Below are 21,756 nucleotides of genomic sequence, written 5' to 3'. Positions count from 1 at the left end.
TCGTCGTCCGGCTGGGGTTTGATTGCCGGACTCCTCATCGTGGCGCCTGGGGGCGCCGCTTGATCGTCGTCCGGCTGATCCTGATTGCCGGACTCCTCATCGTGGCGCCTGGGGGCGCCGCTTGATCGTCGTCCGGCTGGGGTTTGCCCGGTCTTCGCCTCGCAGGTGGGTAGGCTTGCGGCGTGTTTGAATCCCTCTCCGACCGGTTGACCAGTGCGCTGTCCGGTTTGCGCGGCAAGGGTCTGCTGACCGATGCCGATATCGACGCCACCGCCCGGGAGATTCGCCTGGCGCTGCTGGAGGCCGACGTCTCGCTGCCGGTGGTGCGTGCCTTCATCGCCCGCGTCAAGGAACGTGCCCGTGGCGCCGAGGTGTCCGGCGCGCTGAATCCCGCGCAACAGGTCGTCAAGATCGTCAACGACGAGCTCGTCGGCATCCTGGGCGGGGAGACCCGTCAACTGGCCTTTGCCAAGACCCCGCCGACGGTGATCATGCTCGCCGGCCTGCAGGGCGCCGGTAAAACCACCCTGGCCGGCAAGCTGGCCAACTGGCTCAAGGGCCAGGGCCACACCCCGCTGCTGGTGGCCTGCGACCTGCAGCGCCCCGGCGCGGTCACCCAGTTGCAGATCGTCGGACAACGGGCCGGCGTCCACACCTTCGCGCCGCACCCCGGCACGTCGGTGGAGTCCATGGAGTCCGACGGCTGGGGTCCGGGTGACCCGGTGGCCGTGGCCGCCGCCGGTCTGGCCGAGGCCCAGTCGAAGTACTACGACGTCGTCATCATCGACACCGCCGGCCGGCTGGGCATCGACGAAGTGCTCATGGAGCAGGCCGCGGCCATTCGCGACGCCGTGCAGCCCGACGAGACCCTGTTCGTCCTCGACGCCATGATCGGTCAGGACGCTGTGGCCACCGCCGAGGCGTTCGGGCAGGGCGTGGGCTTCACCGGTGTGGTGCTGACCAAGCTCGACGGCGACGCCCGCGGCGGCGCGGCGCTGTCGGTGCGCGAGATCACCGGTGTGCCGATCCTGTTCGCCTCCACCGGCGAGAAGCTGGAGGACTTCGACGTCTTCCACCCCGACCGGATGGCCAGCCGGATCCTCGGTATGGGCGACGTGCTCTCGCTCATCGAGCAGGCCGAGCAGGTCTTCGACGCGGAGAAGGCCGAGGAGGCCGCCGCCAAGATCGGCTCCGGCGAGCTCACGCTGGAGGACTTCCTTGAACAGATGATGGCGATCCGCAAGATGGGCCCGATCGGCAACCTGCTGGGCATGCTGCCCGGCGCCGCCGGCATGAAAGACGCCCTGGCCGCCGTCGACGACAAGCACCTCGACCGGGTCGAGGCCATCATCCGCGGCATGACGCCGCAGGAGCGGGCCGACCCGAAGATCATCAACGCCTCCCGGCGGCTGCGCATCGCCAACGGCTCCGGGGTGACGGTGTCGGAGGTCAACCAGCTCGTCGACCGCTTCTTCGAGGCGCGAAAGATGATGTCGCAGATGGCCGGCGCCATGGGGATGGGCTTCGGCCGCCGGTCGTCCAAGCGCAGCTCGAAGAACAACAAGAAGAGCAAGAAGGGCGGCAACCGCCGGGGTCCGACGCCGGCAAAGACGCTCAATCCGCTGATGGGCGCCGGGATGCCGGAGGGTTTCCCCGACCTGTCGCAGATGCCCGAGGGCCTCAACGAACTCCCGCCCGGGCTGGCCGGGTTCGACCTGTCCAAGCTAAAGTTCCCCGGCCAACGCTAGGTTGACCGACTCGTCGTTCGTTGAGGGCCCGCTGCACGTCCGGGGCCGTGGCCTGCCGGACGGCGAACCCGTCGAGTGGTGGATCGCCGACGGCATCCTGCGCGCCGAACGGGTGTCGGGCGCACGCACCGTGTTCGGAGTTGATGGCGCTGCGGGCTGGATCATCCCGGGACTGGTCGACGCGCACTGCCACGTCGGCCTTGGCCCGCATGGCGCGATAGAGCTCGACGAGGCGATCGCCCAGGCCGAGACCGACCGCGACGCCGGCGCGCTGCTGCTGCGCGACTGCGGGTCGCCGCTGGACACCCGCAGCCTCGATGCCCACGACCTGCCCCAGATCATCAGGGCCGGAAGGCATCTCGCCCGGCCCAAGCGTTACCTGCCGAACTACGCCATCGAGCTGGAGGATGAATGGCAGCTGCCCGCGGCGGTCGCCGAGCAGGCCCGCCGCGGGGACGGCTGGGTGAAGCTAGTCGGTGACTGGATCGACCGGTCGGTGGGCGACCTGGCACCGCTGTGGTCCGACGAGGTGCTGGCCGCCGCGGTCGACGCCGCCCACGCCGAAGGGGTCCGGGTGACCGCGCACGTCTTCGGCGAGGACGCTCTGCCCGGCTTGATTGCCTCCGGCATCGACTGCATCGAGCACGGAACCGGGCTCACCGAGGACACCGTGGCGATGATGGTCGAGCATGGGACGGCGCTGGTGCCCACGCTGATCAATATCGAGAACTTTCCCGGATTCGCCGACGCCGCAACACGATTCCCGGTCTATGCCGCCCACATGCGCGAACTGCACGCGCGCTTCCGGCAGCGGATCAGTGCCGCCCACGATGCCGGTATACCGATCTATGCCGGCAGTGACGCCGGCGGCAGCATCCCGCACGGCTTGATCGCCCGGGAAGTGGAGGCGCTCAAGGGAATCGGGATGTCGCCCACCGACGCGGTGGGCGCGGCGTGCTGGGACGCCCGGACCTGGCTGGGGCGTCCTGCGCTGGCCGACGGCGCCCCCGCCGACCTGCTGTGCTTCGCCGACGACCCGCGATCCGGGCCCGCTGTACTGTCCCGGCCCGACCGGGTGATCCTGCGCGGCAGAGTTTATTGAGCGGGGGTCTACTGAGCCGGGGTCAGCAGAGCCACGGCCTCGGCCCGGTGGCTGCCCTGCCAGAGCCATTGCCATCGCCACCCGCACTCGGCGGCCGTCGCGACGATCGCCTCGCGGTCGGCCGGGAAGTCGTAGGAGCTCATATGGGTCACGATCGCCTCGCGATCGTCCTCATCGAGCGCACGCCAGCCCTGCCGGATACGGGTCGCGTAGCGCGCGGCGTAGTCGGCGAGTGCTTCCCGGGGTTCGCAGAAGACGTCGGCCCACAGGAAGGCGCCGTCCGGGCGCACCCGGGACAGCAGGTCGGCCAGGAAGTCGCGCTTCTCGTCGTCGTGCAGATGGTGCAGCACGAAGCAGGCGTGCACCAGGTCGTAGAGGTCGGCGCCCGGAATCGACCGGATGTCGCCGTGCCGGAAGTCCGCGGTGAACGCCACCTCTCCCAACGCGGACCGGGCCATCGGCAGAACCTGCTCGGTGAGGTCGACGCCGACGTAGGACCCCAGCGGTAACCCGCGCAACACCGGTGCCATCAGGGCCAGGTCGCCACAGCCGAGGTCGAGCAGGCGGGCTGTTCCGCGGCGATCCGGGTGCTCGGCGAACCACCCGTCCAGCGCCGCGGCGCAGGCGGCCGTCACGCCGCGATGCTCCATCCAATCCTGTTCGACCACAGTGCGATACGTCTGCCACTGCCGTTCGAAGAAGTCCACCGGCGTCGTCGTCATAGTGCACGCCAGGTTACGTCACGCCCTCGCGAAACCCCAGTCCAGCAGCGCCCGGCCCTGATCCCACAGATCGTCCTTGCCGTACATCATGACCGCGATGATGCGCCTGCCGTTGCGCTGCGCCATCGCCACGTAGGTCTCCTGGGCCAGGTTGGTGTAACCGGTCTTGCCGCCGATGAAGCCGGGGTAGCCGTCCAGCAGTAACGGGTCATGGCTGGCGATCTGCTTCATGCCGCCGTTGCCGTCCGGGAAGGCCGCCGTGGGCTGGTGCAGGATCTGGGCGAACAGCGGGTAATTCAGGGCCGCCCGGTAGATCACGGCCAGATCCTGCGCGGTGCTCACCGACTCCCAGCCGGGGCCGTCTAGGCCTGACGGCGAGCCAGCCCAGGTGGCGCGGGCGCCGACCTGCTGGGCTTTGGCGTTCATCTTCGCCACCGCGGCCGACGAGCCGCCCAGCATGTCGGCGAGCATGTTCGCCGCGTCGTTGCCGGACACGATCAGCAGCGCGTCGAGGAGCTGACGGGCGGTGTAGACGTATCCGGGAACCATTCCAACGCAGGAACATTCGACATCAGTCTGAGCCTCGGTGGCGCGCGCCGCGGCGTCGAGAGACAGCTGGTCGAACACCACCATGGCCAACAGCGCCTTAATGGTGCTGGCGGGCGCGTGCGGGCTGTAGGCGTCGCGCGCACCCAGAATCTGGCCGGTGACCGAGTCGGCTACCAGCCAGATCGGAGCGGGGCCGTCCGGCGGCGCGATCGCCGCGGGCTGGCCGGGATCGGCGCCGGCTACCGGGGCCACCGCCGCGAGCAGGCCCACGGACGTCGCCGCGGCCATCGCGCGCAGCCGCCACCGGAACACAGACATTCCGCCGAGGCTAGTCAGCGTTGACCTCAGTTGGGGTTCGGGGGAGTCTCCGATTGGTTGCGGACCTGGCCCGGAGCGAGCAATCCGGCAGGAACTACGGAAGGACCGGATCCTCATCGGGCTCCGCCGGGGCCTGCTCGTCGACAGGCTTGGGCTTCGGCAGGTTCTTACCCACGTTGTCCAGCGTCTGCTGCTGCAGCGCCGCGCCGTTGCCCGACCCGCGGTCCTTGCCGAACCCGAGCTTGCCCAGCAGGCCGCCCAGGCCATTGAGGGTTTCCAGCCAGATGCCCGGGGTGCCACCGCCGCCGGCGATCGTCGCGATGTCGGAGATGGTCTGGCCGACGTTGTTGGCGCCGCCGTTGTTGTTGTTCGGCGAGGCACCGGCCACCGGAGCCGACAGGATTGCTGCGGTGACCACCGTGGCGGTCGCGACTGTCCACTTCACTTCGATGCTCCCCATTCACCTGACTCCAGGGCCACCACAGCTGCGGCGACAGGAGCGAACATAGTGGCATTTCGGCCTTCTGGCAAATCGTACGGCGTGACAAACATAACGTTTGACGTGTGCTGACGGCCTCGTCGCAGCGGTGAGCAGCTACCCCGATTCCTGATAATTGCCTGGGAAACGCGCCGCCGGTCGCGACATCCGCGGTGACACCGCGGCGCCGGGGAACACAATCCGCATGGCCACCACACACCCCCGGGCGAGCAGAGATCCGCTGGGCGCGCTGGCGGTGGACGTCTACTGCCCGGAGAACCGGTCCTGACGCGCTACAGCGCCGCCACGCTCATCTGCGGGTTCTGGGCAAAACCCCAGTCCAGCAGGGTGGCGGCCTGATCCCAGTACGTGGGGCCGCCCTCCCGCACGATGCCGTACATCAGCGCAATGACCAGCCGGCGGCCGTTGCGCTCGGCAGCCCCGACAAAGGTCTTGCGGGCGGCGTAGGTATAGCCGGTCTTGCCGCCGAACGCCCCTGGGTAGCGTGCCAGCAACTCGTTCTGGTTGATCAGCGGCTTCTCGCCGGAATCGGTGGGGAACATCGCGGTGGGCTGGGCGATGATCTGGGCGAACACCGGGTTGGCCATCGCGGCGCGGAAGATCACCGCCAAGTCGTGCGGGGTCGTCCAGCCCGGGCCGCCGGGACCGTCCAGGCCCGACGGGGAGGTGGCGTGAGTGTCGGTCGCCCCCATGGCTGCGGCCTTGGCGTTCATCTTGTCCACCGCCACGTCGTAGCCGCCCAGCATGTCGGCGAGGGCGTTGGCGGCGTCGTTACCGGACACCAGTAGGGCGGCGTCGAGCAGTTGCCGGGCGGTATAGGTGTGGCCGGGTTTGATTCCGGCGCAGTTGCATTCGACGTTGAGGTTGGCGGGGGAGGCCGCGATGGTGGCGTCCAGGCTTACTTCATCGAGGGCGGTCAGGGCGAGCAGCGTTTTGATGGTGCTGGCCGGGGGGTGGGGGATGTACATGTCACGCCCGGCGAGTATCTGACCGGTATCCAGGTCGGCGACGATCCACGACGGCGCGGGGCCGTCGGGGATGGGCATGGAGCCCACCGGCTGCACATTCGGCTCAGCGAAGGCCGGTGCGACGGCATGTCCGGCGCCAGCGGAGGCGAACAGCGTGAGAGAAGCCGCGATAGCGGCGGCGAGCCGACCCATGGTCGCTCAGCCTAACCGGTGGCCCGGAGCCGCATCTGCGGTGTTGAATTCAGTGATGCTGTCCCTGGCGGAAATCTCTGATCGGCTGGAGATCCAGCAACTGCTGACCGACTACGCGACCGCGATCGACCAGCGACGATTCGACGATCTCGACCGGATCTGCACCCCGGACGCCTACATCGACTACCGGGCGATGGGTGGAATCCAAGGAACCTATCCCCAGGTGAAGGCGTGGCTGGCCGACGTGCTGCCGAATTTCCCGGCGTACTGCCACCTCAACGGCAACGTCGACATCCGTCTTGCCGGCGACACCGCCACCGGCAGAACCCTGTGCCTCAACCCGATGAAGCTCCCCGGCGGTCAGCCCGGCGGGCAGGAGCGCAGCGACTCGGGGAATCAGCCCGGCGGGCAGGAGCGCAGCGACTCGGGGAATCAGCCCGGCGGGCAGGAGCGCAGCGACTCGGGGAATCAGCCCGGCGGTCAGGTGCTGTTCCTCGCCCTCTGGTACGACGACGAGTTCGTCCGCACCCCCGAGGGCTGGCGGCTGACCCGGCGGGTTGAGGTCAAATGCCTGGACCGGCTGCTCTAGGCGAGAGCACTGGGCGATTAGGGCTCCTCACGCCCGATCTGGCAGAATCGGCCACTGCCCACGCGAGGCAAAACCGGGTTCCGGCATCCCGCCGGTGATCGCTGAATTGCAGCGTGAGATTCAAGGAGTAGTTCGCGCATGGCTGTCAAAATCAAGCTCGCCCGGCTGGGCAAGATCCGCAATCCCCAGTACCGCATCGCCGTCGCCGACGCGCGCAATCGCCGCGACGGCCGCGCCATCGAGGTCATCGGCCGCTACCACCCCAAGGAAGAGCCGAGCCTGATCGAGGTCGACTCCGAGCGGGCCCAGTACTGGTTGTCGGTCGGTGCCCAGCCCACCGAGCCCGTCCTCAAGTTGCTCAAGATCACCGGTGACTGGCAGAAGTTCAAGGGCCTCCCGGGTGCCGAGGGCACGCTGAAGGTGCGCGAGCCCAAGCCCACCAAGCTCGAACTCTTCAACGCTGCCCTGGCGGGCGCCGACGGCGCCCCCACCGGCGAAGCGGTCCAGCTGAAGAAGAAGAAGGCCCCGGCCAAGAAGGCCGACGAAGCCCCCGCCGAAGCCGCTACCGAGGCCCCCGCCGAAGCCGCCACCGAGGCGCCCGCTGAGCCGGCCGCCGAGGCGTCTGCTGAGCCGGCCGCCCAGGCAGCAGCCCCTGAGGCGCCCCCCGAGGCGCCCGCCGAAACTGAAGCCGCCGCCGAGGCCCCCGCTGATTCCGGGGCAGAGTCGGCCGAGCCGGCCGCGGAATGAGTTCGGTAGTGGTCGACGCCGTCGAGCACCTGGTGCGCGGGATCGTCGACAACCCCGATGACGTCCGCGTCGACATGGTGACCAATCGGCGAGGTCGCACCGTCGAGGTGCACGTTCACCCCGACGACCTCGGCAAGGTGATCGGCCGCGGCGGCCGCACCGCCACCGCGCTGCGGACCCTGGTGGCCGGCATCGGCGGCCGGGGCATCCGCGTCGACGTGGTCGACACCGACCAGTAGCGCCGGCGGGGGTAGAGCGGCAGCGACTCGGGGATAGGAGCAGCCCGCAATGGAGCTCGTCGTCGGACGGGTGGTCAAACCCCACGGCATCACCGGGGAACTTGTCGTCGACGTCCGTACCGACGATCCGGAGAAGCGGTTCGCCCCGGGAAACCGGTTGCTGCTCAAGCCTTCCCGCGGTGGCGGCAAGCCTCATCCGGTTGACGTCCAGTCGGCTCGCCCGCACGGCAACCGACTGCTGGTCCGGCTGACCGGTGTCGTCGGCCGGGAGGCGGCCGACGCCCTGCGCGGTCAGCTTTTCGTCGTCGACTCCGAGGACCTGCCTCAGTTGGACGACCCCGACGAGTTCTACGACCACGAACTCGAAGGGCTGACGGTGCGCACCGTCGACGGCCAGGAGGTGGGGGCGGTGGCCGAGGTGCTGCACACTGCCGGTGGCGAACTGCTGTCGGTGCGCACACCCGCGGGTCGCGAAATCCTGGTGCCCTTCGTCGGCGCCATCGTCACCTCGGTGTCCCGCGCGGACGCACTCATCCAGATCGATCCGCCGGAGGGGCTGCTGGACGTGGAGTCGCTGTAATGCGAATCGACGTCGTCACGATCTTCCCGGACTACCTGCAGCCCGTGCGGCAGTCATTGCCCGGCAGGGCGATTGAGGCAGGGATCGTCGACTTCGCCGTGCACGACCTGCGCCGGTGGACCCACGACGTGCATCACGCGGTGGACGACGCGCCGTACGGGGGCGGCCCGGGCATGGTGATGAAGGCTCCGGTGTGGGGAGAGGCGCTCGACGAAATCTGCTCGGGCGAAACGCTTCTCGTTGTTCCGACCCCGGCCGGCCGGTTGTTCACCCAGGCCGATGCCCAGCAGTGGACGGGCGAGAAGCACCTGGTTTTCGCCTGCGGTCGCTACGAGGGAATCGATCAGCGCGTCGCCGACGACGCCGCCACCCGGATGCGGGTCGTCGAGGTTTCCATCGGCGACTACGTGCTGGCCGGGGGAGAAGCGGCGGCCCTGGTGATGATCGAGGCCGTGGTTCGGCTGCTTCCCGACGTACTCGGCAACCCGCTGTCGCACCAGGACGATTCACATTCCGACGGGCTGCTGGAAGGCCCCAGCTACACCCGGCCGCCGGTGTGGCGGGGTCTGGGAGTCCCGGAGATCCTGTTGTCCGGCGACCACGCCAAGATCGCCGCATGGCGACGGGAACAAGGCCTGGAGCGGACGCGGCAGCGCCGGCCGGATCTGCTCACCGAAGGCGGCTAGCCAACGCCGCTCAGATGTGTCCGCCCGGGAACATCGTCTTGAGCGTCTCGGTCATGGTGGTGCGCGCGGCGACCTCGTCGACCGGTTGCATGGATGCAAGTGCGATCACGTAGCGACGGTCCGGACCGGCCACACCGGTGGTCAGGTGCACCTGATTGTTGGGGCCCCAGCAGCACATCCAGCCCTGTTTGACGGCGACCTGCTCGTCGAAAAGACCGTCGGGAAGGCCGAATCGCTGCGGGTACCCGTCGGTGGCGACCGGCGTCGAGGCGGTCAGGTCCGCCAGCATCAGGTCGGCCTGTGCCCGAGGAAGGCCGCCGGAGCCGTCAAGCAGCTTGTCGTAGTAGCGCACCAGGTCGGCGGTGGTGCTCATGGTGTTCCACCACTTGCCGTCGTAGGGCGGGACGGTGGCGGTCAGTTTGTAGCGCGCTGCGACCCGCTTGACGATCGCGTTCCCGCCGCCGCGAACCCAGAAGTCGTCGGCGGAGAAGTCGTCGGACGACCTCAGCATGGTGTCCAGGGCGCGGCGGTCCCGCGGGTTGAGCTTGACCTTGCGTTGCGCAGCGCGCGTGAGCAGGTCATCGGCGATGAACAGCTTGGCCACCGACGCCGTCGGGAACTGGGCGGTGTTGCCACTGGCGATCAACACACCGGTCTGGCGGTCCATCATGGCGAAGCTGATGTCCGCGCCGCGCCGTTGAGCTTCGACGGTCGCGCTCTTGATCCGGGCCCGCAGTTCCCGGTCCGGATCCGGTGCGGTGGAGGGCTGCGGCTGCGGCGCTTCGCTGGACTGTCCGGCCAACAGTGACGCAGAGGGCTGCGAATCGGTGCGCGAGCGGGCGGACACCTGGGCCGCAGAAGCGCCGAAAAGGATCGCCGCCACCACCACCGCGGTGCTGGCTAGCAGCACCGACGATGGACGTCGCATGACCCTCTCCTCACGTCGGCGAAAGCGTTGCGGACACACACTGCGGTGGGGTTTCCCCGACGGGCCCCGGTTGACACAGGTTAGCCGCCTTGTTTCTACACCGCCTAATTCGCCAGGCTTCGGAATGGCGGTGGCGTCGGCGGGTCGCCGGCGCGGCCCTGCGATTTCGTCCCTCGCGGCCCGTCTGGCACAATTGGCCTGTTGCCCGCGCCGGCCGGACCACCCGCCTGCTGCGACAAACATCTGACCACGCACCCGGCGACGTCAGGCGCATGCGCCCGACACCGCCCGGAGCCCGACTGCAAGGACATGTTCAGCACATGAACACTCTCGACTTCGTCGACCAGGCGTCACTGCGCGACGACATCCCTGCTTTCGGCCCCGGCGACACCGTCAACGTTCACGTCAAGGTCATCGAGGGAAACAAGCAGCGCATCCAGGTCTTCAAGGGCGTCGTTCTGCGGCGCTCCGGTGGTGGTATCCGCGAGACTTTCACCGTGCGCAAGGAGAGCTATGGGGTCGGTGTCGAGCGCACCTTCCCGGTGCACTCGCCCAACATCGACCACATCGAACTGCTCACCCGCGGCGCCGTGCGCCGGGCGAAGCTGTACTACCTGCGCGACCTGCGGGGCAAGAAGGCGAAGATCAAGGAGAAGCGCTGAGCTTCGACATCCGGGTAGGAGAACCGCTGAGCTTCGGGTCAAGGTTTCGGTTCCCCGGATGGCTACGCTAATCCCGTGACCGTCACCCCCGACCCGGACGAATCGACCCCTGGGCGTCCTGAGCCGATAGAGATTCCGGCCAAACCGGAGACCGATACGAACAAGAAGCGGTCAGCGCTGCGCGAAGGCGCCATCCTGGTGGGGACGGCCGTTCTGATCTATTACGTGATGCTCACCTTCATCGCCCGCCCCTACCTGATTCCCTCGGAGTCGATGGAGCCGACGCTGCACGGGTGCAAAGGCTGTGTGGGCGACCGCATCATGGTCGACAAGGTCACCTACCGGTTCGGCGAGCCCGGACCGGGCGACGTGATCGTCTTCAAGGGTCCGCCGAACTGGAACGTCAACTACAAGTCCATCCGTTCGGACAATGCCGCGCTGCGCTGGGTGCAGAACGCGCTGTCGTTCATCGGGTTCGTGCCGCCGGATGAGAACGATCTGGTCAAGCGAGTGGTCGCCACCGGCGGGCAGACCGTGCAGTGCCGTGCCGACACCGGATTGACGGTGGATGGCCGCAAACTCGAAGAGCCCTATCTGGACGCGGCGATGATGATGGCCGACCCGGTGGTCTACCCGTGCCTGGGCGCTGAATTCGGTCCGGTGAGGGTGCCCGAGGGCCGGCTGTGGGTGATGGGCGACAACCGGACCCACTCGTCGGACTCTCGGGTGCACTGCACCAACGTGCCGGCCGACGTGCAGAAGGGCGTTCAGTGCACCGGCGACCCCGGCACCGGCACGGTCCCGGTCGACAACGTCATCGGCAAGGCACGGTTCATCGCCTGGCCGCCTTCCCGTTGGGGCGGGGTGTCCTCGTTCGACCCTCAGGTCGATCCGCAGCGGGGCTGATCATGCCGGCCAAGAATACGGCCGCACCCTGGCCTCCGCGTACAGTCATCCGGCGCTCGTCGGGGCTGCGGACGCTCGAGTCGGCGCTCTACCGCGGCGGTCTGGGACCGGTGGCCGGTGTCGACGAAGTCGGTCGCGGCGCATGTGCCGGGCCGCTGGTCGTCGCGGCGTGTGTGCTGGGGCCGAACCGGTTCGAGAGCCTGGCGGCTCTGGACGATTCCAAGAAGCTCACCGCCAAGGCCCGTGAGGCGCTGTTCCCGGTGATCCGCCGTTATGCGCTGGCCTATCACGTGGTCTACATCCCGGCTGCTGAAGTGGATCGCCGGGGCGTGCACGCGGCCAATATCGAGGGCATGCGGCGCGCGGTCGCGGGGCTCTCGGCCCGGCCGGGATACGTGCTCTCCGACGGCTTCCGGGTCCCCGGGCTGGCGGTGCCGTCGTTGCCGGTGATCGGCGGCGACGCGGCGGCGGCCTGCATCGCCGCGGCCAGCGTGCTGGCCAAAGTGAGCCGCGATCGGCTGATGGTCGCCATGGACGCCGAGCATCCCGGATACGGTTTCGCCGAGCACAAGGGCTACAGCACGGCCGCGCACAGTGCGGCGCTGACCGAGCACGGCACCTGCCCCGAGCACCGGCAGTCGTTCATCAACGTCCGTCGGGTCGTCCGGGCGGGCGGCACCGAATTGGTCGCCGAGTTTGCGGTGCGACAAGATGGAAGCACGTCGTTGAATACGGCCGGAAGAGAAGGACCGCTGAGCTGATGAGTGCCGAGGATCTCGAGAAGTACGAAACCGAGATGGAACTCTCGCTGTACCGGGAGTACAAGGACATCGTCGGCCAGTTCAGCTACGTCGTGGAGACCGAGCGGCGGTTCTACCTGGCCAACAGCGTTGAATTGGTGCCTCGTAACACCGACGGCGAGGTGTACTTCGAACTGCGGCTGGCCGACGCCTGGGTCTGGGACATGTACCGGCCGGCGCGCTTCGTCAAACAGGTGCGGGTGATCACCTTCAAAGACGTCAACATCGAAGAGGTCGAGAAGCCGGAGCTGCGGCTGCCGGAGTAGCCCTGTGCACCGGTGCGGCTCTGGGGATAACCCCGGCTACGCGGCGCCGGCCTGAATACGCCTGTCCGCCACCGGGCCCACGCTTGCCCGGTGACGACATTCACCCGAGCCGAACTCGGAGCACTGGGGGAGCAGGTTGCCGTCGAGCACCTGCAAGGACTGGGCCTGCGGATTCTGGTGCGCAATTGGCGGTGCCGCTACGGCGAATTGGACGTGATCGCCGCCGACGGCAATGACACCGTGGTGTTCGTCGAGGTGAAGACCCGGTCCGGGGACGGCTTCGGCGGTCTGGAGCACGCCGTCACCCCACGCAAACTGGGCCGGATCCGGCGGCTGGCCGGCATCTGGCTGGGCGGACAAGACATCCGATGGCGCCACGTGCGCATCGACGTCGTCGGCGTGCGGGTCGGTCGGTGCCGCGTGCCGGAGATCATGCACTTGCGGGGGGTCGGCTGATGGCGCTCGGACGTGCGTTCTCCGTCGCGGTGCGCGGGGTGGACGGCCAGATCGTCGAGATCGAAGCCGACATCACCGGCGGACTTCCCGGTGTCCATCTGGTCGGGTTGCCCGACGCGGCGCTGCAGGAGTCCCGGGATCGGGTCCGAGCGGCGATCACCAACTGCGGCAACAGCTGGCCGATGTCGCGGCTGACACTGGCCTTGTCGCCGGCGACCCTGCCCAAGACCGGCTCCCTGTACGACATCGCCCTGGCCTGTGCGGTGCTGTCTGCCGGGCGCCGCAAACCCTGGCACCGGCTCGAGAAGACAGTGCTGCTAGGAGAACTCGCCCTCGACGGGCGCGTCCGTCCCGTGCACGGCGTGCTGCCGGCGGTGCTGGCTGCCAAATCGCAAGGCTGGCCGGCGGTGGTGGTGCCGGTCGGCAATCTCGCCGAGGCCAGCCTCGTCGACGGGGTGGAGGTGTTCGGGGTCGGCACGCTGCGAGAGCTGCAGCAGTGGCTGGACACCGGCACCGGGCTCGACGGCCGGGTGCCCACTCCACCGGCCGATGACGCACCCGCCGCGGACCTCTGCGAGGTGGTCGGTCAGACCCAGGCCCGATTCGCCGTCGAGGTCGCCGCCGCCGGGGCGCACCACCTCATGCTGACCGGGCCGCCCGGTGTGGGTAAAACGATGCTCGCCCAACGGCTTCCGGGTCTGCTGCCCGATCTGACCGATAGTGAGGCGCTGGAGGTCACCGCGATCCACTCCGTCGCGGGCATGCTCTCAGCCCGGGTGCCGCTGATCACCCGGCCGCCGTTCATCGCCCCGCACCACTCCTCGAGTGCACCCGCTCTCGTCGGCGGTGGCTCAGGGCTGGCCAAGCCGGGCGCGATCAGCAAGGCGCATCGGGGCGTGCTGTTCCTCGACGAGTGCGCGGAGATCCGCGTGAGCGTGCTGGAAGCTCTGCGAACGCCCCTGGAGGACGGCGAGATTCGCCTCGCCCGCCGCGACGGTGTGGTGTGCTACCCGGCGCGCTTCCAGCTGATTCTGGCCGCCAATCCGTGTCCGTGCGCGCCGGCCGATCCGCGGGACTGCGTCTGCAAGCCGTCCGAGAAGCGCCGCTATCTGGGCAAGCTCTCCGGTCCGCTGCTGGACCGGGTGGACCTGCGGGTGCAAATGCATACGGTGCGCGCGGGCGCGTTGACGTCCGAGCAGTCCGAGAGCAGTGCCGATGTGCGCGCCCGGGTCGCGCAGGCGCGTGCGGCAGCGGCCGAGCGGTGGAAGCCGCACGGGTTCATCACCAACGCCGAAGTCACCGGCGCGGTGCTGCGCCAGGGCTTCCGCCCGGGCGAACCCGCGATGGCGCCGTTGAAAGCCGCGCTGGACCGCGGACTGATCAGCATCCGCGGGGTGCACCGGTCGATGCGGGTGGCATGGACCCTGGCTGACCTGGCCGGGCGCACCTCCCCGGGTCTTGACGACGTCTCGGTGGCGCTGAGCTTCCGGCAGACCGGGCTCACGCCGTGACCGACACCGCCCACACACTGGCGTGGGCGTATCTGTCCCGGGTCGCCGAAGCTCCCTGCGCGGCAGTGACGGACCTGGTTCGCCGGGTCGGTCCCATCGAAGCGGCCGATCGGGTGCGACGCGGCGAGGTGGAGCCAGCCCTGGCCCAGCGCACCGAGGCGCGCCGCGAGATGGACTGTGCCGCGGCCGATCTGGAACTTCTGCGCCAGCGAGGCGGCCGGCTGATCACCCCCGACGACGAGGAGTGGCCGGGCCTGGCATTCGCCTGCTTCGCCGGGGCGCAGGTGCGCGATAAGCCGGAGGGCCGTGCCCCGCTGGCGCTGTGGGCGATCGGTCCGCTGCGGCTCCACGAGGTTGCGCAGCGGGCGGCGGCGATCGTCGGGACTCGCGCCGCCACCGCATACGGCGAGCACGTTGCGGGGGAACTGTCCGCGGGCCTGGTCGAGCGGGACGTGACCATCGTGTCCGGGGGTGCCTACGGCGTGGACGGCGCCGCCCACCGCGCCGCGCTGGCCACGGACGGGATGACAATGGCGGTGCTGGCCGGGGGAGTGGATGTGCTCTACCCCGCGGGACACTCGGCGCTGTTGCACCGCATCGCGCGCAGCGGGCTTCTGGTCAGTGAATACCCGCCGGGGGTGCGGCCCGCCCGGCACCGGTTCCTCACCCGCAACCGCCTGGTGGCGGCACTCTCCGGGGCGACGGTGGTGGTCGAGGCCGGCGTCCGCAGCGGCGCCGCAAGCACGGCGGCCTGGGCGCGCGGGCTGGGCAGGGTGGTCTGCGCTGTTCCTGGACCGGTCACCTCGGCCGCATCCATCGGCTGCCATGCCCTGCTTCGGGCCGGCGCGGAACTGGTCACCCGCGCCGATGAGGTGCTCGAAGTGATCGGCCGGGCCGGCGAACTCGCCGATGAACCCGCGCGGCCGGCAGCGCTGCTGGACGGTCTGGGGGACAACGAGATTCGCGTCTACGAGGCGCTGCCGGCGCGCCGGGCCACCACACCCGACGAGATCGCGGTGGCGTCCGGCCTTCCGGCCGCCAGCGTGCTCGGACCGCTGGCCATGCTCGAGATCGCCGGCCTGGTCGAGCGGCAGGAAGGGGGATGGCGGATGACGCGCCGACCGGCCTAGCGGGCATATACCCTAGGGGGTATAGTCGCCACGAAAGACTCCTGCGTCGAGAGGATCCCCTATGTGCCGCGCCACCGCCTGCCGCGTCTGCGGAAAGACCACCTGGGCCGGTTGTGGGATGCATGTCGACGCGGTTCGCAGCAGCGTGCCCGCCGACCAGTGGTGCAACGGGCATCCGGCCGGGGAGGCGGCTGCGCCGCGCCGCAACTGGTTCCGCCGCAAAGCGGGCCGCTGACACGCCAGGCGGTTACGGCCGCCAGGCCCTGTCGTCTGACACCGTAGGGGAGTGGACGCCCCAGACCGATACGCGGCGATCCTGGAGGAGTACGCCGAGCACCTGGCTCTGGAACGCGGCCGGTCCGAACACACCCGACGGGCCTACCTCGCCGACTTGCGGTCGCTGTTCGCCTTCCTGGAGCAACGCGCCCCGGGCAGCGGTATTGACGGCCTCAACCTGCCCTTGCTGCGGGCCTGGCTGGCGGCGCAGGCCACCTCGGGCGCGGCTCGCACCACCCTGGCGCGGCGGACCTCCGCGGTGAAGACGTTCACCGCCTGGGCTGCCCGCCGCGGCCTGCTCGCCGTCGACCCCGCCGCCCGCCTGCAGGTGCCCAAGGCTCGGCGCACTCTGCCGGCGGTGCTGCGCCAGGATCAGGCACTGGCCGCGCTGGCCGCCGCCGAACTGGGGGCCCAGCAGCGTGACCCCCTTGCGCTGCGGGACAAATTGATCGTGGAGCTGCTCTACGCCACCGGCATCCGGGTCAGCGAACTGTGCGGGTTGGACATCGACGACGTCGACACCGGCCGCCGGCTGCTGCGCGTCCTGGGCAAGGGCAACAAGCAGCGCACCGTGCCGTTCGGCCGGCCCGCGCTGACGGCACTATCGGACTGGCTGGCCGACGGCCGACCGGTCCTGTCCAACCCTGATTCCGGACCCGCGCTGCTGCTCGGCCCGCGGGGGCGTCGGATCAATCCCCGCCAGGCCCGCACCGTCGTCCACCAGACCGTCTCGGCCGTCGACGGCGCGCCGGACATCGGCCCGCACGGATTACGCCACAGCGCAGCCACCCACCTGCTCGAAGGTGGCGCCGACCTGCGCGTGGTGCAGGAGCTGCTCGGCCACTCCACCCTGGCGACGACGCAGTTGTACACCCACGTCACGGTCGCGCGGCTACGGGCGGTCCACGACCAGGCGCACCCGCGCGCCTGAGGTTCGCGTCATCCCGGCCCATTCATCCCGGCAGGGGCTTGAGCCGCACCGGCATCGCCGCAAGCAGCCCTAACGGATCGACGTACTGGGCCCGCTGCGCCGGACCCCACATCGCGCCCCAGTGCAGACAGGCCGCCAGGGGGCAGCCGCCGTGCCCGGTGATCAGCCGCCCCAGCGCCGACGCCGCGGCCACCTGTTGGCCGGCCCGCACCGCCGCCTGCACGGGTTCGTAGCTGGTCCGTAGTCCACCGGCATGCTGCACCGACACCACCGGCCGGCCCGCCAGCACCCCGGCGAATACCACGATGCCCGCGGCCGCCGCGTACACCGGCTGCCCCGGGCTGCCCGCCAGGTCCACGCCGCGATGGCCGGGTTGCCAGTCCCGCGCCGGGAGGTCGAACGCCCTGGTCACCGCGGGCGTACCCGGCCGCAGCGGCCACTGCAGCCGCACCTCGTCGGCACCGGCGACGCCGGCGAACACCAGCAACCCGGCCAGCACGGCGACCACACGCATCTGCCCAGTTCACCGGCAGCAGGTCAGCGGGCGTCTCCGGCCGGCCGCCGGTTGGGGATCAGCGCGCCGCTGTGTGTAAACTTCCCGACGCAGCCTGCATAAGCGGGCTGACTTCGCGCGTTTGTGTGCAGGGTCGCCATCGACTCCCGCCGCGCACACCGGTTGGTCCCGATAAGGGTCGGTGTGTGCGCAGACGCCAGGGTCCGGCTTCACCCGATGCCGGACGGCAACCGACAACAACAAAGGAATAGCCGGTATGGCTGTTGTGACCATGAAGCAGCTGCTCGACAGCGGCGCGCACTTCGGGCATCAGACCCGTCGTTGGAATCCCAAGATGAAGCGGTTCATCTTCACCGACCGCAACGGCATCTACATCATCGACTTGCAGCAGACGCTGACCTACATCGACAAGGCCTACGAGTTCGTCAAGGAGACCGTCGCGCACGGCGGCTCGATCATGTTCGTCGGCACCAAGAAGCAGGCTCAGGAGTCCATCGCCGAAGAGGCCACCCGGGTCGGTATGCCGTACGTGAACCAGCGCTGGCTGGGTGGCATGCTCACCAACTTCTCGACCGTTCACAAGCGTCTTCAGCGCATGAAGGAACTCGAGAGCATGGAGCAGACCGGCGGTTTCGAGGGTCGCACCAAAAAGGAAATCCTCATGCTGACCCGTGAGAAGACCAAGCTGGAGCGCAGCCTCGGCGGTATCCGGGACATGCAGAAGGTGCCCTCGGCGATCTGGGTCGTCGACACCAACAAGGAGCACCTCGCGGTTGCCGAGGCCCGCAAGCTCAACATCCCGATCATCGCGATCCTCGACACCAACTGCGACCCCGACCTCGTCGACTACCCGATCCCGGGCAACGACGACGCCATCCGTTCGGCTGCGCTGCTGACCAGGGTCATCGCCGCGGCCGTCGCGGAGGGCCTGCAGGCTCGTGGCGGTGCCGGCGCCGGCGACAAGCAGGACGCCGCAGCCGAGCCGCTGGCCGAGTGGGAGCAGGAGCTGCTGGCCAGCGCTGCCATCGAATCCGTCCCCGCTGAGGACGCGCCGACGGCAGGACCCGTTTCCGACGAATCCACCACCATCATCGTCACGGAAGGCTGAGATGGCTAACTACACCGCCGCCGACGTCAAGCGGCTCCGCGAGCTCACCGGCTCGGGGATGATGGACTGCAAGAACGCGCTGACCGAGACCGACGGCGACTTCGACAAGGCCGTCGAGGTGCTGCGGATCAAGGGCGCTAAGGACGTCGGTAAGCGCGCCGAGCGCGCCACCGCCGAAGGTCTGGTCGCGGCCAAGGGTGGCGCGCTGATCGAGCTCAACTCCGAGACCGACTTCGTCGCCAAGAACGCCGAGTTCCAGAAGCTCGCCGAGCAGGTTCTCGACGCGGCGCTGGCCGCCAAGGCCACCGATGTCGAGTCGCTCAAGGCAGCTCCTCTTTCCGGGGGACCGGCTGCCACTACGGTCGAGGAGGCCGTCGCGGCGCTCTCGGCCAAGATCGGCGAGAAGCTGGAACTGCGCCGGGTGCAGTACTTCGACGGCAACGTCGAGACCTACCTGCACAAGCGTGCCGCCGACCTGCCGCCCGCGGTCGGTGTGCTGGTCGAGTTCGAGGGGGCCGACAAAGATGCCGCCCACTCGGTGGCCCTGCAGATCGCGGCGCTGAAGGCCAAGTACCTGACCCGCGATGAGGTGCCCGCCGAGACCGTCGAGGCCGAGAAGCGCGTGGCCGAAGAGACCGCCAAGGCCGAAGGCAAGCCGGAAGCCGCGCTGCCCAAGATCATCGAGGGTCGCGTGAACGGCTTCTTCAAGGACGTCGTCCTGCTGGAGCAGCCCTCGGTGTCGGACAACAAGAAGACGATCAAGGCGCTGCTCGACGAGGCCGGTGTCACCGTGACCCGGTTCGTCCGCTTCGAGGTCGGTCAGACCTAGCGGCCGCACCGGCGAGTAGACCCGACAGGACTTTCGACGACCATGCAGCACGTCAACGCCTTCGGCGACGATGCACTCGGTGACCTCGACGCGGTCGGGATGGTCGACGCCATCCGGACCGGTCAGGTCTGTGCCGGTGAACTGGTCGACGCCGCGATCGCCCGCGCCGAGGCGGTCAACCCCGTCCTCAACGGGCTGGCGCACGAGACGTTCGCCCTAGCCCGGGCACGGGCGGCGGTGCCGGCGGGTGGTTACTTCGATGGGGTGCCGACGTTCTTCAAGGACAACGTCGACGTCGAGGGCATGCCCACCATGCAGGGCACCGACGCCTGGACGCCGCAGCCGCATTCCGAGCACGGCGATTTCGCCCGGTTCTTCCTGCGCACCGGTCTCATCCCGCTGGGCAAGACCCAGCTGTCGGAGTTCGGGTTCAGCGGGTCCGCCGAGCATCCGCGGATCGGTGCGGTCCGCAACCCCTGGGACACCGACTACACCGCGGGTGCGTCGTCCTCGGGGGCGGGCGCCCTCGTCGCCGCCGGGGTGGTGCCGATCGCGCACGCCAACGATGGCGGCGGGTCCATCCGAATCCCGGCGGCCTGCAACGGGCTGGTCGGCCTCAAGCCGACCCGCGGGCGACTCCCGCAGGACAAGATGTCGCGGCAGATGCCGGTGAAGATCGTCAGCGACGGAGTGCTCACCCGCTCGGTCCGCGACACCGCGGCCTTCTACCGGGAAGCCGAGCGTATCTGGCGCAATCGGTCGCTCACACCTGTCGGCGCGGTCTCCGGGCCGGGGCGAGAGAGGCTGCGCGTCGCCGTTGTCACCCGGTCGGTGAGCCGCGACTCCAGCCCGGACATGCGCGACCACACGCTCAAGACCGCCGCTCTGCTGGAAGATCTGGGCCACCGCGTCGACTATCTGGACAACAACCCGATACCGCCGCAGTTCGCCGATGACTTCGTGCTCTACTGGAGTTCGCTGGCCATGGCACTGGTGCGCGGTGGACGCCGGACGTTCGGCGCCAGCTTCGACCGGAGCCGGCTGGACAATCTGACCATCGGGCTGGACCGTCACGCGACACGCAATCTGCACCGGCTGCCGGCGGCGATCACGCGGCTCAGCCGGCTACGCAAGGTCTCCGCGCGGTTCTACCGCGATTACGACGTTCTGCTGACTCCTACCGTTGCCGAGGGCACCCCGCGGATCGGGCACCTGGACCCGACGGCCGACTTCGATCAGGTGATGCAGCGTCTGATCGACTGGGTGGCGTTCACGCCGCTGCAGAACGCCACCGGTGAACCGTCGCTGTCGTTGCCGATGGCGCAGTCGGCGGCCGGACTCCCCATCGGGATGATGTTCAGCGCGCCCACCGGGCAGGAGCGCAGGCTGCTGGAGCTCGCCTACGAACTGGAGGCTGCCAGACCCTGGCCGCCTATCCAGGCTGCCGTCTAACCCACGACCTCGAACTGCTGGCTGATGCGCTCGATCAGACCCTGGTAGTGCTCCACCGCCTCGTCGGGCAGAGCCGCACGAAGCGACGACCGCCACGCCTGAGCCAGCCCGATCTGCGGATCGCTGCTGAACGCTGAGGCCAGCAGATAGCTGCCCAGAATACCGGCCCAGGTGGCCTCTGCGACCTCGGTGACGTTGACACCGGCGCGCACACCGACTGCTTCCAGACCGGCCTTGAGCGTGTCGACGAACTTCGTCGTCCACTCTCGATAGACCTGCGACGCCGAACTGCTGATCTGACTCAGCGCCTGCAGCAGCTGGTTTCCGATGCGGGCCGTCTTCTCCGACTTCAGCATCTCAGCGGTGGTGAACGTCGCCATGATGAGGCGGTCGAGGATCGGGGCCGACCCGTCGATCTTCTCGCGGGTGGCCTCTTTGATCTGGCGGCGGAAGTCCTCGATGATCGCCGTGGCTACCGCTTCTTTGGAATCGAAGTGGTAGTAGAAAGCGCCTTTGCTGACATTTGCTCGCTGCAGCACATCTGCCAGTCCGGTTTCGCCGTAGCCCAGTTCGTCGAACAGGTCTACCGCTGAGTCCAGAATCCTCCGCCGGGTTACCTCAGCTCTTGCCTGTAAAACCACCTGAATTCACGTCCCTTTCCTGGGCGGTGCCACGAGCCCCCGGAGCGCTGACAGCCTAAATTAATTATTTTTTGTTTCCGGCAACCGGTGCCGGCCGTGTGTTGCGCGTCACCGTCATGATGCAGGATAAGCGCTATTGACAGGCATACCCTTTCGACGGCAGAACCATGCCAACAGCCCGAATGCGAGGAGTCCGATGGGCGAGCCCACGAGCGACAGTGCCGAATCCGCGTTGCGTCCCAAATACTCCCGGGTATTGCTCAAGCTCGGCGGCGAGATGTTCGGCGGCGGGGCCGTGGGTCTGGATCCCGACGTCGTGGCACAGGTCGCCCGGCAGATCGCCGAAGTCGTACGCAGCGGTGTGCAGGTGGCAGTGGTGATCGGCGGCGGCAACATCTTCCGCGGTG

Annotated in this window: 27 protein-coding genes; 20 read left to right on the top strand and 7 right to left on the bottom strand. The window is 68.8% G+C overall.

Annotated features, from left to right (window positions below; all coding sequences use genetic code 11):
• Positions 1-182: 182 nt before the first annotated feature.
• Both ffh and ADBZ6I_RS06475 read left to right on the top strand, forming a co-directional pair.
• Entirely contained in the window at positions 183-1,748 is a 1,566-nt protein-coding gene (gene ffh / locus ADBZ6I_RS06480) for a signal recognition particle protein (protein WP_526382046.1), read from the top strand.
• A 1-nt stretch (position 1,749) separates the two neighbouring features.
• A complete protein-coding gene (locus ADBZ6I_RS06475; protein WP_526382044.1) occupies positions 1,750-2,850 on the top strand; it encodes an amidohydrolase family protein in 1,101 nt (366 codons plus the stop codon).
• A gap of 8 nt (positions 2,851-2,858) precedes the next feature.
• On the opposite strand, the gene ADBZ6I_RS06470 is transcribed toward ADBZ6I_RS06475, so the two are convergent.
• From ADBZ6I_RS06470 to ADBZ6I_RS06455, 4 genes are all read right to left on the bottom strand, one after another.
• Complete coding sequence (locus ADBZ6I_RS06470) at positions 2,859-3,572, bottom strand: class I SAM-dependent methyltransferase (protein WP_526382042.1); 714 nt, start codon at positions 3,570-3,572, stop codon at positions 2,859-2,861.
• Positions 3,573-3,590: 18 nt separating this feature from the next.
• A complete protein-coding gene (locus ADBZ6I_RS06465) occupies positions 3,591-4,439 on the bottom strand; it encodes a D-alanyl-D-alanine carboxypeptidase family protein (RefSeq protein ID WP_526382040.1) in 849 nt (282 codons plus the stop codon).
• Between the two features lie 94 nt (positions 4,440-4,533).
• Positions 4,534-4,899: a hypothetical protein gene (locus ADBZ6I_RS06460; RefSeq protein WP_526382038.1), complete on the bottom strand. Its 366-nt coding sequence runs from the start codon at positions 4,897-4,899 to the stop codon at positions 4,534-4,536.
• A gap of 311 nt (positions 4,900-5,210) precedes the next feature.
• The gene (locus ADBZ6I_RS06455; protein WP_526382036.1) at positions 5,211-6,098 is read right to left on the bottom strand and encodes a D-alanyl-D-alanine carboxypeptidase family protein; all 888 of its coding nucleotides are present in this window, start codon (positions 6,096-6,098) and stop codon (positions 5,211-5,213) included.
• A 55-nt stretch (positions 6,099-6,153) separates the two neighbouring features.
• On the opposite strand from ADBZ6I_RS06455, the gene ADBZ6I_RS06450 reads away from it, so the two are divergent.
• The 5 genes from ADBZ6I_RS06450 to trmD all read left to right on the top strand — a co-directional run bounded on the left by ADBZ6I_RS06450 (position 6,154) and on the right by trmD (position 8,939).
• Positions 6,154-6,687 (top strand): nuclear transport factor 2 family protein, encoded by a 534-nt coding sequence (locus ADBZ6I_RS06450; RefSeq protein ID WP_526382034.1) that lies wholly within the window; start codon positions 6,154-6,156, stop codon positions 6,685-6,687.
• Between the two features lie 138 nt (positions 6,688-6,825).
• On the top strand, positions 6,826-7,434 hold the full coding sequence (gene rpsP, locus ADBZ6I_RS06445; RefSeq protein ID WP_526382032.1) for a 30S ribosomal protein S16: 609 nt from the start codon (positions 6,826-6,828) through the stop codon (positions 7,432-7,434).
• On the top strand, positions 7,431-7,673 hold the full coding sequence (locus tag ADBZ6I_RS06440; protein ID WP_003928628.1) for an RNA-binding protein: 243 nt from the start codon (positions 7,431-7,433) through the stop codon (positions 7,671-7,673). The genes rpsP and ADBZ6I_RS06440 overlap by 4 nt, the downstream gene beginning before the upstream one ends.
• A gap of 49 nt (positions 7,674-7,722) precedes the next feature.
• On the top strand, positions 7,723-8,253 hold the full coding sequence (gene rimM / locus ADBZ6I_RS06435; protein ID WP_526382030.1) for a ribosome maturation factor RimM: 531 nt from the start codon (positions 7,723-7,725) through the stop codon (positions 8,251-8,253).
• Positions 8,253-8,939: a tRNA (guanosine(37)-N1)-methyltransferase TrmD gene (trmD, locus tag ADBZ6I_RS06430; RefSeq protein ID WP_526382028.1), complete on the top strand. Its 687-nt coding sequence runs from the start codon at positions 8,253-8,255 to the stop codon at positions 8,937-8,939. The genes rimM and trmD overlap by 1 nt, the downstream gene beginning before the upstream one ends.
• Before the next feature lie 10 nt (positions 8,940-8,949).
• Here trmD and ADBZ6I_RS06425 read toward each other — a convergent pair whose 3' ends face one another.
• The gene (locus ADBZ6I_RS06425) at positions 8,950-9,867 is read right to left on the bottom strand and encodes a serine hydrolase (RefSeq protein WP_526382026.1); all 918 of its coding nucleotides are present in this window, start codon (positions 9,865-9,867) and stop codon (positions 8,950-8,952) included.
• Between the two features lie 320 nt (positions 9,868-10,187).
• Here ADBZ6I_RS06425 and rplS point away from each other — a divergent pair, with 320 nt between their 5' ends.
• From rplS to ADBZ6I_RS06380, 9 genes are all read left to right on the top strand, one after another.
• Positions 10,188-10,529 carry a 50S ribosomal protein L19 gene (gene rplS / locus ADBZ6I_RS06420; RefSeq protein WP_526382024.1) on the top strand — a complete coding sequence of 114 codons (342 nt, stop codon included), beginning with the start codon at positions 10,188-10,190 and terminating at the stop codon, positions 10,527-10,529.
• Positions 10,530-10,604: 75 nt separating this feature from the next.
• Positions 10,605-11,435: a signal peptidase I gene (lepB, locus tag ADBZ6I_RS06415; RefSeq protein ID WP_526382022.1), complete on the top strand. Its 831-nt coding sequence runs from the start codon at positions 10,605-10,607 to the stop codon at positions 11,433-11,435.
• A gap of 2 nt (positions 11,436-11,437) precedes the next feature.
• A complete protein-coding gene (locus ADBZ6I_RS06410) occupies positions 11,438-12,196 on the top strand; it encodes a ribonuclease HII (protein ID WP_526382020.1) in 759 nt (252 codons plus the stop codon).
• Positions 12,196-12,501, top strand: a complete 306-nt coding sequence (locus ADBZ6I_RS06405; protein ID WP_078020019.1) for a DUF2469 domain-containing protein — start codon at positions 12,196-12,198, stop codon at positions 12,499-12,501. The genes ADBZ6I_RS06410 and ADBZ6I_RS06405 overlap by 1 nt, the downstream gene beginning before the upstream one ends.
• A 90-nt stretch (positions 12,502-12,591) precedes the next feature.
• Positions 12,592-12,957 carry a YraN family protein gene (locus ADBZ6I_RS06400; protein WP_526382018.1) on the top strand — a complete coding sequence of 122 codons (366 nt, stop codon included), beginning with the start codon at positions 12,592-12,594 and terminating at the stop codon, positions 12,955-12,957.
• Entirely contained in the window at positions 12,957-14,468 is a 1,512-nt protein-coding gene (locus ADBZ6I_RS06395) for a YifB family Mg chelatase-like AAA ATPase (RefSeq protein WP_526382016.1), read from the top strand. Before ADBZ6I_RS06400 ends, ADBZ6I_RS06395 begins: the two co-directional genes overlap by 1 nt.
• On the top strand, positions 14,465-15,598 hold the full coding sequence (gene dprA / locus ADBZ6I_RS06390) for a DNA-processing protein DprA (protein WP_526382014.1): 1,134 nt from the start codon (positions 14,465-14,467) through the stop codon (positions 15,596-15,598). Before ADBZ6I_RS06395 ends, dprA begins: the two co-directional genes overlap by 4 nt.
• Before the next feature lie 61 nt (positions 15,599-15,659).
• On the top strand, positions 15,660-15,833 hold the full coding sequence (locus ADBZ6I_RS06385; RefSeq protein WP_526382012.1) for a DUF8730 family Cys-rich protein: 174 nt from the start codon (positions 15,660-15,662) through the stop codon (positions 15,831-15,833).
• 51 nt (positions 15,834-15,884) lie between these two features.
• Positions 15,885-16,805, top strand: coding sequence for a tyrosine recombinase XerC (locus tag ADBZ6I_RS06380; RefSeq protein WP_526382010.1), 921 nt, complete (start codon positions 15,885-15,887; stop codon positions 16,803-16,805).
• A gap of 22 nt (positions 16,806-16,827) precedes the next feature.
• Here ADBZ6I_RS06380 and ADBZ6I_RS06375 read toward each other — a convergent pair whose 3' ends face one another.
• The gene (locus ADBZ6I_RS06375; protein WP_526382008.1) at positions 16,828-17,319 is read right to left on the bottom strand and encodes a M23 family metallopeptidase; all 492 of its coding nucleotides are present in this window, start codon (positions 17,317-17,319) and stop codon (positions 16,828-16,830) included.
• 256 nt (positions 17,320-17,575) lie between these two features.
• On the opposite strand from ADBZ6I_RS06375, the gene rpsB reads away from it, so the two are divergent.
• The 3 genes from rpsB to ADBZ6I_RS06360 are packed head-to-tail and all read left to right on the top strand — an operon-like array spanning position 17,576 to position 20,708.
• Complete coding sequence (gene rpsB, locus ADBZ6I_RS06370) at positions 17,576-18,427, top strand: 30S ribosomal protein S2 (protein WP_526382006.1); 852 nt, start codon at positions 17,576-17,578, stop codon at positions 18,425-18,427.
• 1 nt (position 18,428) lies between these two features.
• Positions 18,429-19,256 (top strand): translation elongation factor Ts, encoded by an 828-nt coding sequence (gene tsf, locus ADBZ6I_RS06365; protein WP_526382004.1) that lies wholly within the window; start codon positions 18,429-18,431, stop codon positions 19,254-19,256.
• 42 nt (positions 19,257-19,298) lie between these two features.
• Positions 19,299-20,708, top strand: a complete 1,410-nt coding sequence (locus tag ADBZ6I_RS06360; RefSeq protein WP_526382002.1) for an amidase — start codon at positions 19,299-19,301, stop codon at positions 20,706-20,708.
• Here the strand turns inward: ADBZ6I_RS06360 and ADBZ6I_RS06355 are convergent.
• Positions 20,705-21,349, bottom strand: coding sequence for a TetR family transcriptional regulator (locus tag ADBZ6I_RS06355; protein ID WP_526382000.1), 645 nt, complete (start codon positions 21,347-21,349; stop codon positions 20,705-20,707). The genes ADBZ6I_RS06360 and ADBZ6I_RS06355 overlap by 4 nt on opposite strands.
• 196 nt (positions 21,350-21,545) lie before the next feature.
• Here ADBZ6I_RS06355 and ADBZ6I_RS06350 point away from each other — a divergent pair.
• Positions 21,546-21,756, top strand: a 211-nt coding sequence (locus ADBZ6I_RS06350) for an amino acid kinase family protein (protein ID WP_526381998.1), incomplete at its 3' end; no start/stop codon positions are given.

This window comes from Mycobacterium sp. (genome assembly GCF_044342925.1).
Taxonomy (GTDB): domain Bacteria; phylum Actinomycetota; class Actinomycetes; order Mycobacteriales; family Mycobacteriaceae; genus Mycobacterium.
Note: the sequence above shows the minus strand (reverse complement) of the source record. Positions and strands in the feature narration are given on the sequence as shown.

Coding starts and splice junctions, on each gene's coding strand:
- trmD (WP_526382028.1), top strand. CDS start 8,253: ATGCGAATCGACGTCGTCACGATCTTCCCGGACTACCTGCAGCCCGTG.
- ADBZ6I_RS06385 (WP_526382012.1), top strand. CDS start 15,660: ATGTGCCGCGCCACCGCCTGCCGCGTCTGCGGAAAGACCACCTGGGCC.
- ADBZ6I_RS06465 (WP_526382040.1), bottom strand. CDS start 4,439: ATGTCTGTGTTCCGGTGGCGGCTGCGCGCGATGGCCGCGGCGACGTCC.
- ADBZ6I_RS06450 (WP_526382034.1), top strand. CDS start 6,154: ATGCTGTCCCTGGCGGAAATCTCTGATCGGCTGGAGATCCAGCAACTG.
- rplS (WP_526382024.1), top strand. CDS start 10,188: ATGAACACTCTCGACTTCGTCGACCAGGCGTCACTGCGCGACGACATC.
- ADBZ6I_RS06405 (WP_078020019.1), top strand. CDS start 12,196: ATGAGTGCCGAGGATCTCGAGAAGTACGAAACCGAGATGGAACTCTCG.
- rpsB (WP_526382006.1), top strand. CDS start 17,576: ATGGCTGTTGTGACCATGAAGCAGCTGCTCGACAGCGGCGCGCACTTC.
- ADBZ6I_RS06395 (WP_526382016.1), top strand. CDS start 12,957: ATGGCGCTCGGACGTGCGTTCTCCGTCGCGGTGCGCGGGGTGGACGGC.
- ADBZ6I_RS06410 (WP_526382020.1), top strand. CDS start 11,438: ATGCCGGCCAAGAATACGGCCGCACCCTGGCCTCCGCGTACAGTCATC.
- ADBZ6I_RS06425 (WP_526382026.1), bottom strand. CDS start 9,867: ATGCGACGTCCATCGTCGGTGCTGCTAGCCAGCACCGCGGTGGTGGTG.
- rimM (WP_526382030.1), top strand. CDS start 7,723: ATGGAGCTCGTCGTCGGACGGGTGGTCAAACCCCACGGCATCACCGGG.
- rpsP (WP_526382032.1), top strand. CDS start 6,826: ATGGCTGTCAAAATCAAGCTCGCCCGGCTGGGCAAGATCCGCAATCCC.
- ADBZ6I_RS06470 (WP_526382042.1), bottom strand. CDS start 3,572: ATGACGACGACGCCGGTGGACTTCTTCGAACGGCAGTGGCAGACGTAT.
- ADBZ6I_RS06375 (WP_526382008.1), bottom strand. CDS start 17,319: ATGCGTGTGGTCGCCGTGCTGGCCGGGTTGCTGGTGTTCGCCGGCGTC.
- ADBZ6I_RS06455 (WP_526382036.1), bottom strand. CDS start 6,098: ATGGGTCGGCTCGCCGCCGCTATCGCGGCTTCTCTCACGCTGTTCGCC.
- tsf (WP_526382004.1), top strand. CDS start 18,429: ATGGCTAACTACACCGCCGCCGACGTCAAGCGGCTCCGCGAGCTCACC.
- ADBZ6I_RS06440 (WP_003928628.1), top strand. CDS start 7,431: ATGAGTTCGGTAGTGGTCGACGCCGTCGAGCACCTGGTGCGCGGGATC.
- ADBZ6I_RS06360 (WP_526382002.1), top strand. CDS start 19,299: ATGCAGCACGTCAACGCCTTCGGCGACGATGCACTCGGTGACCTCGAC.
- ADBZ6I_RS06460 (WP_526382038.1), bottom strand. CDS start 4,899: ATGGGGAGCATCGAAGTGAAGTGGACAGTCGCGACCGCCACGGTGGTC.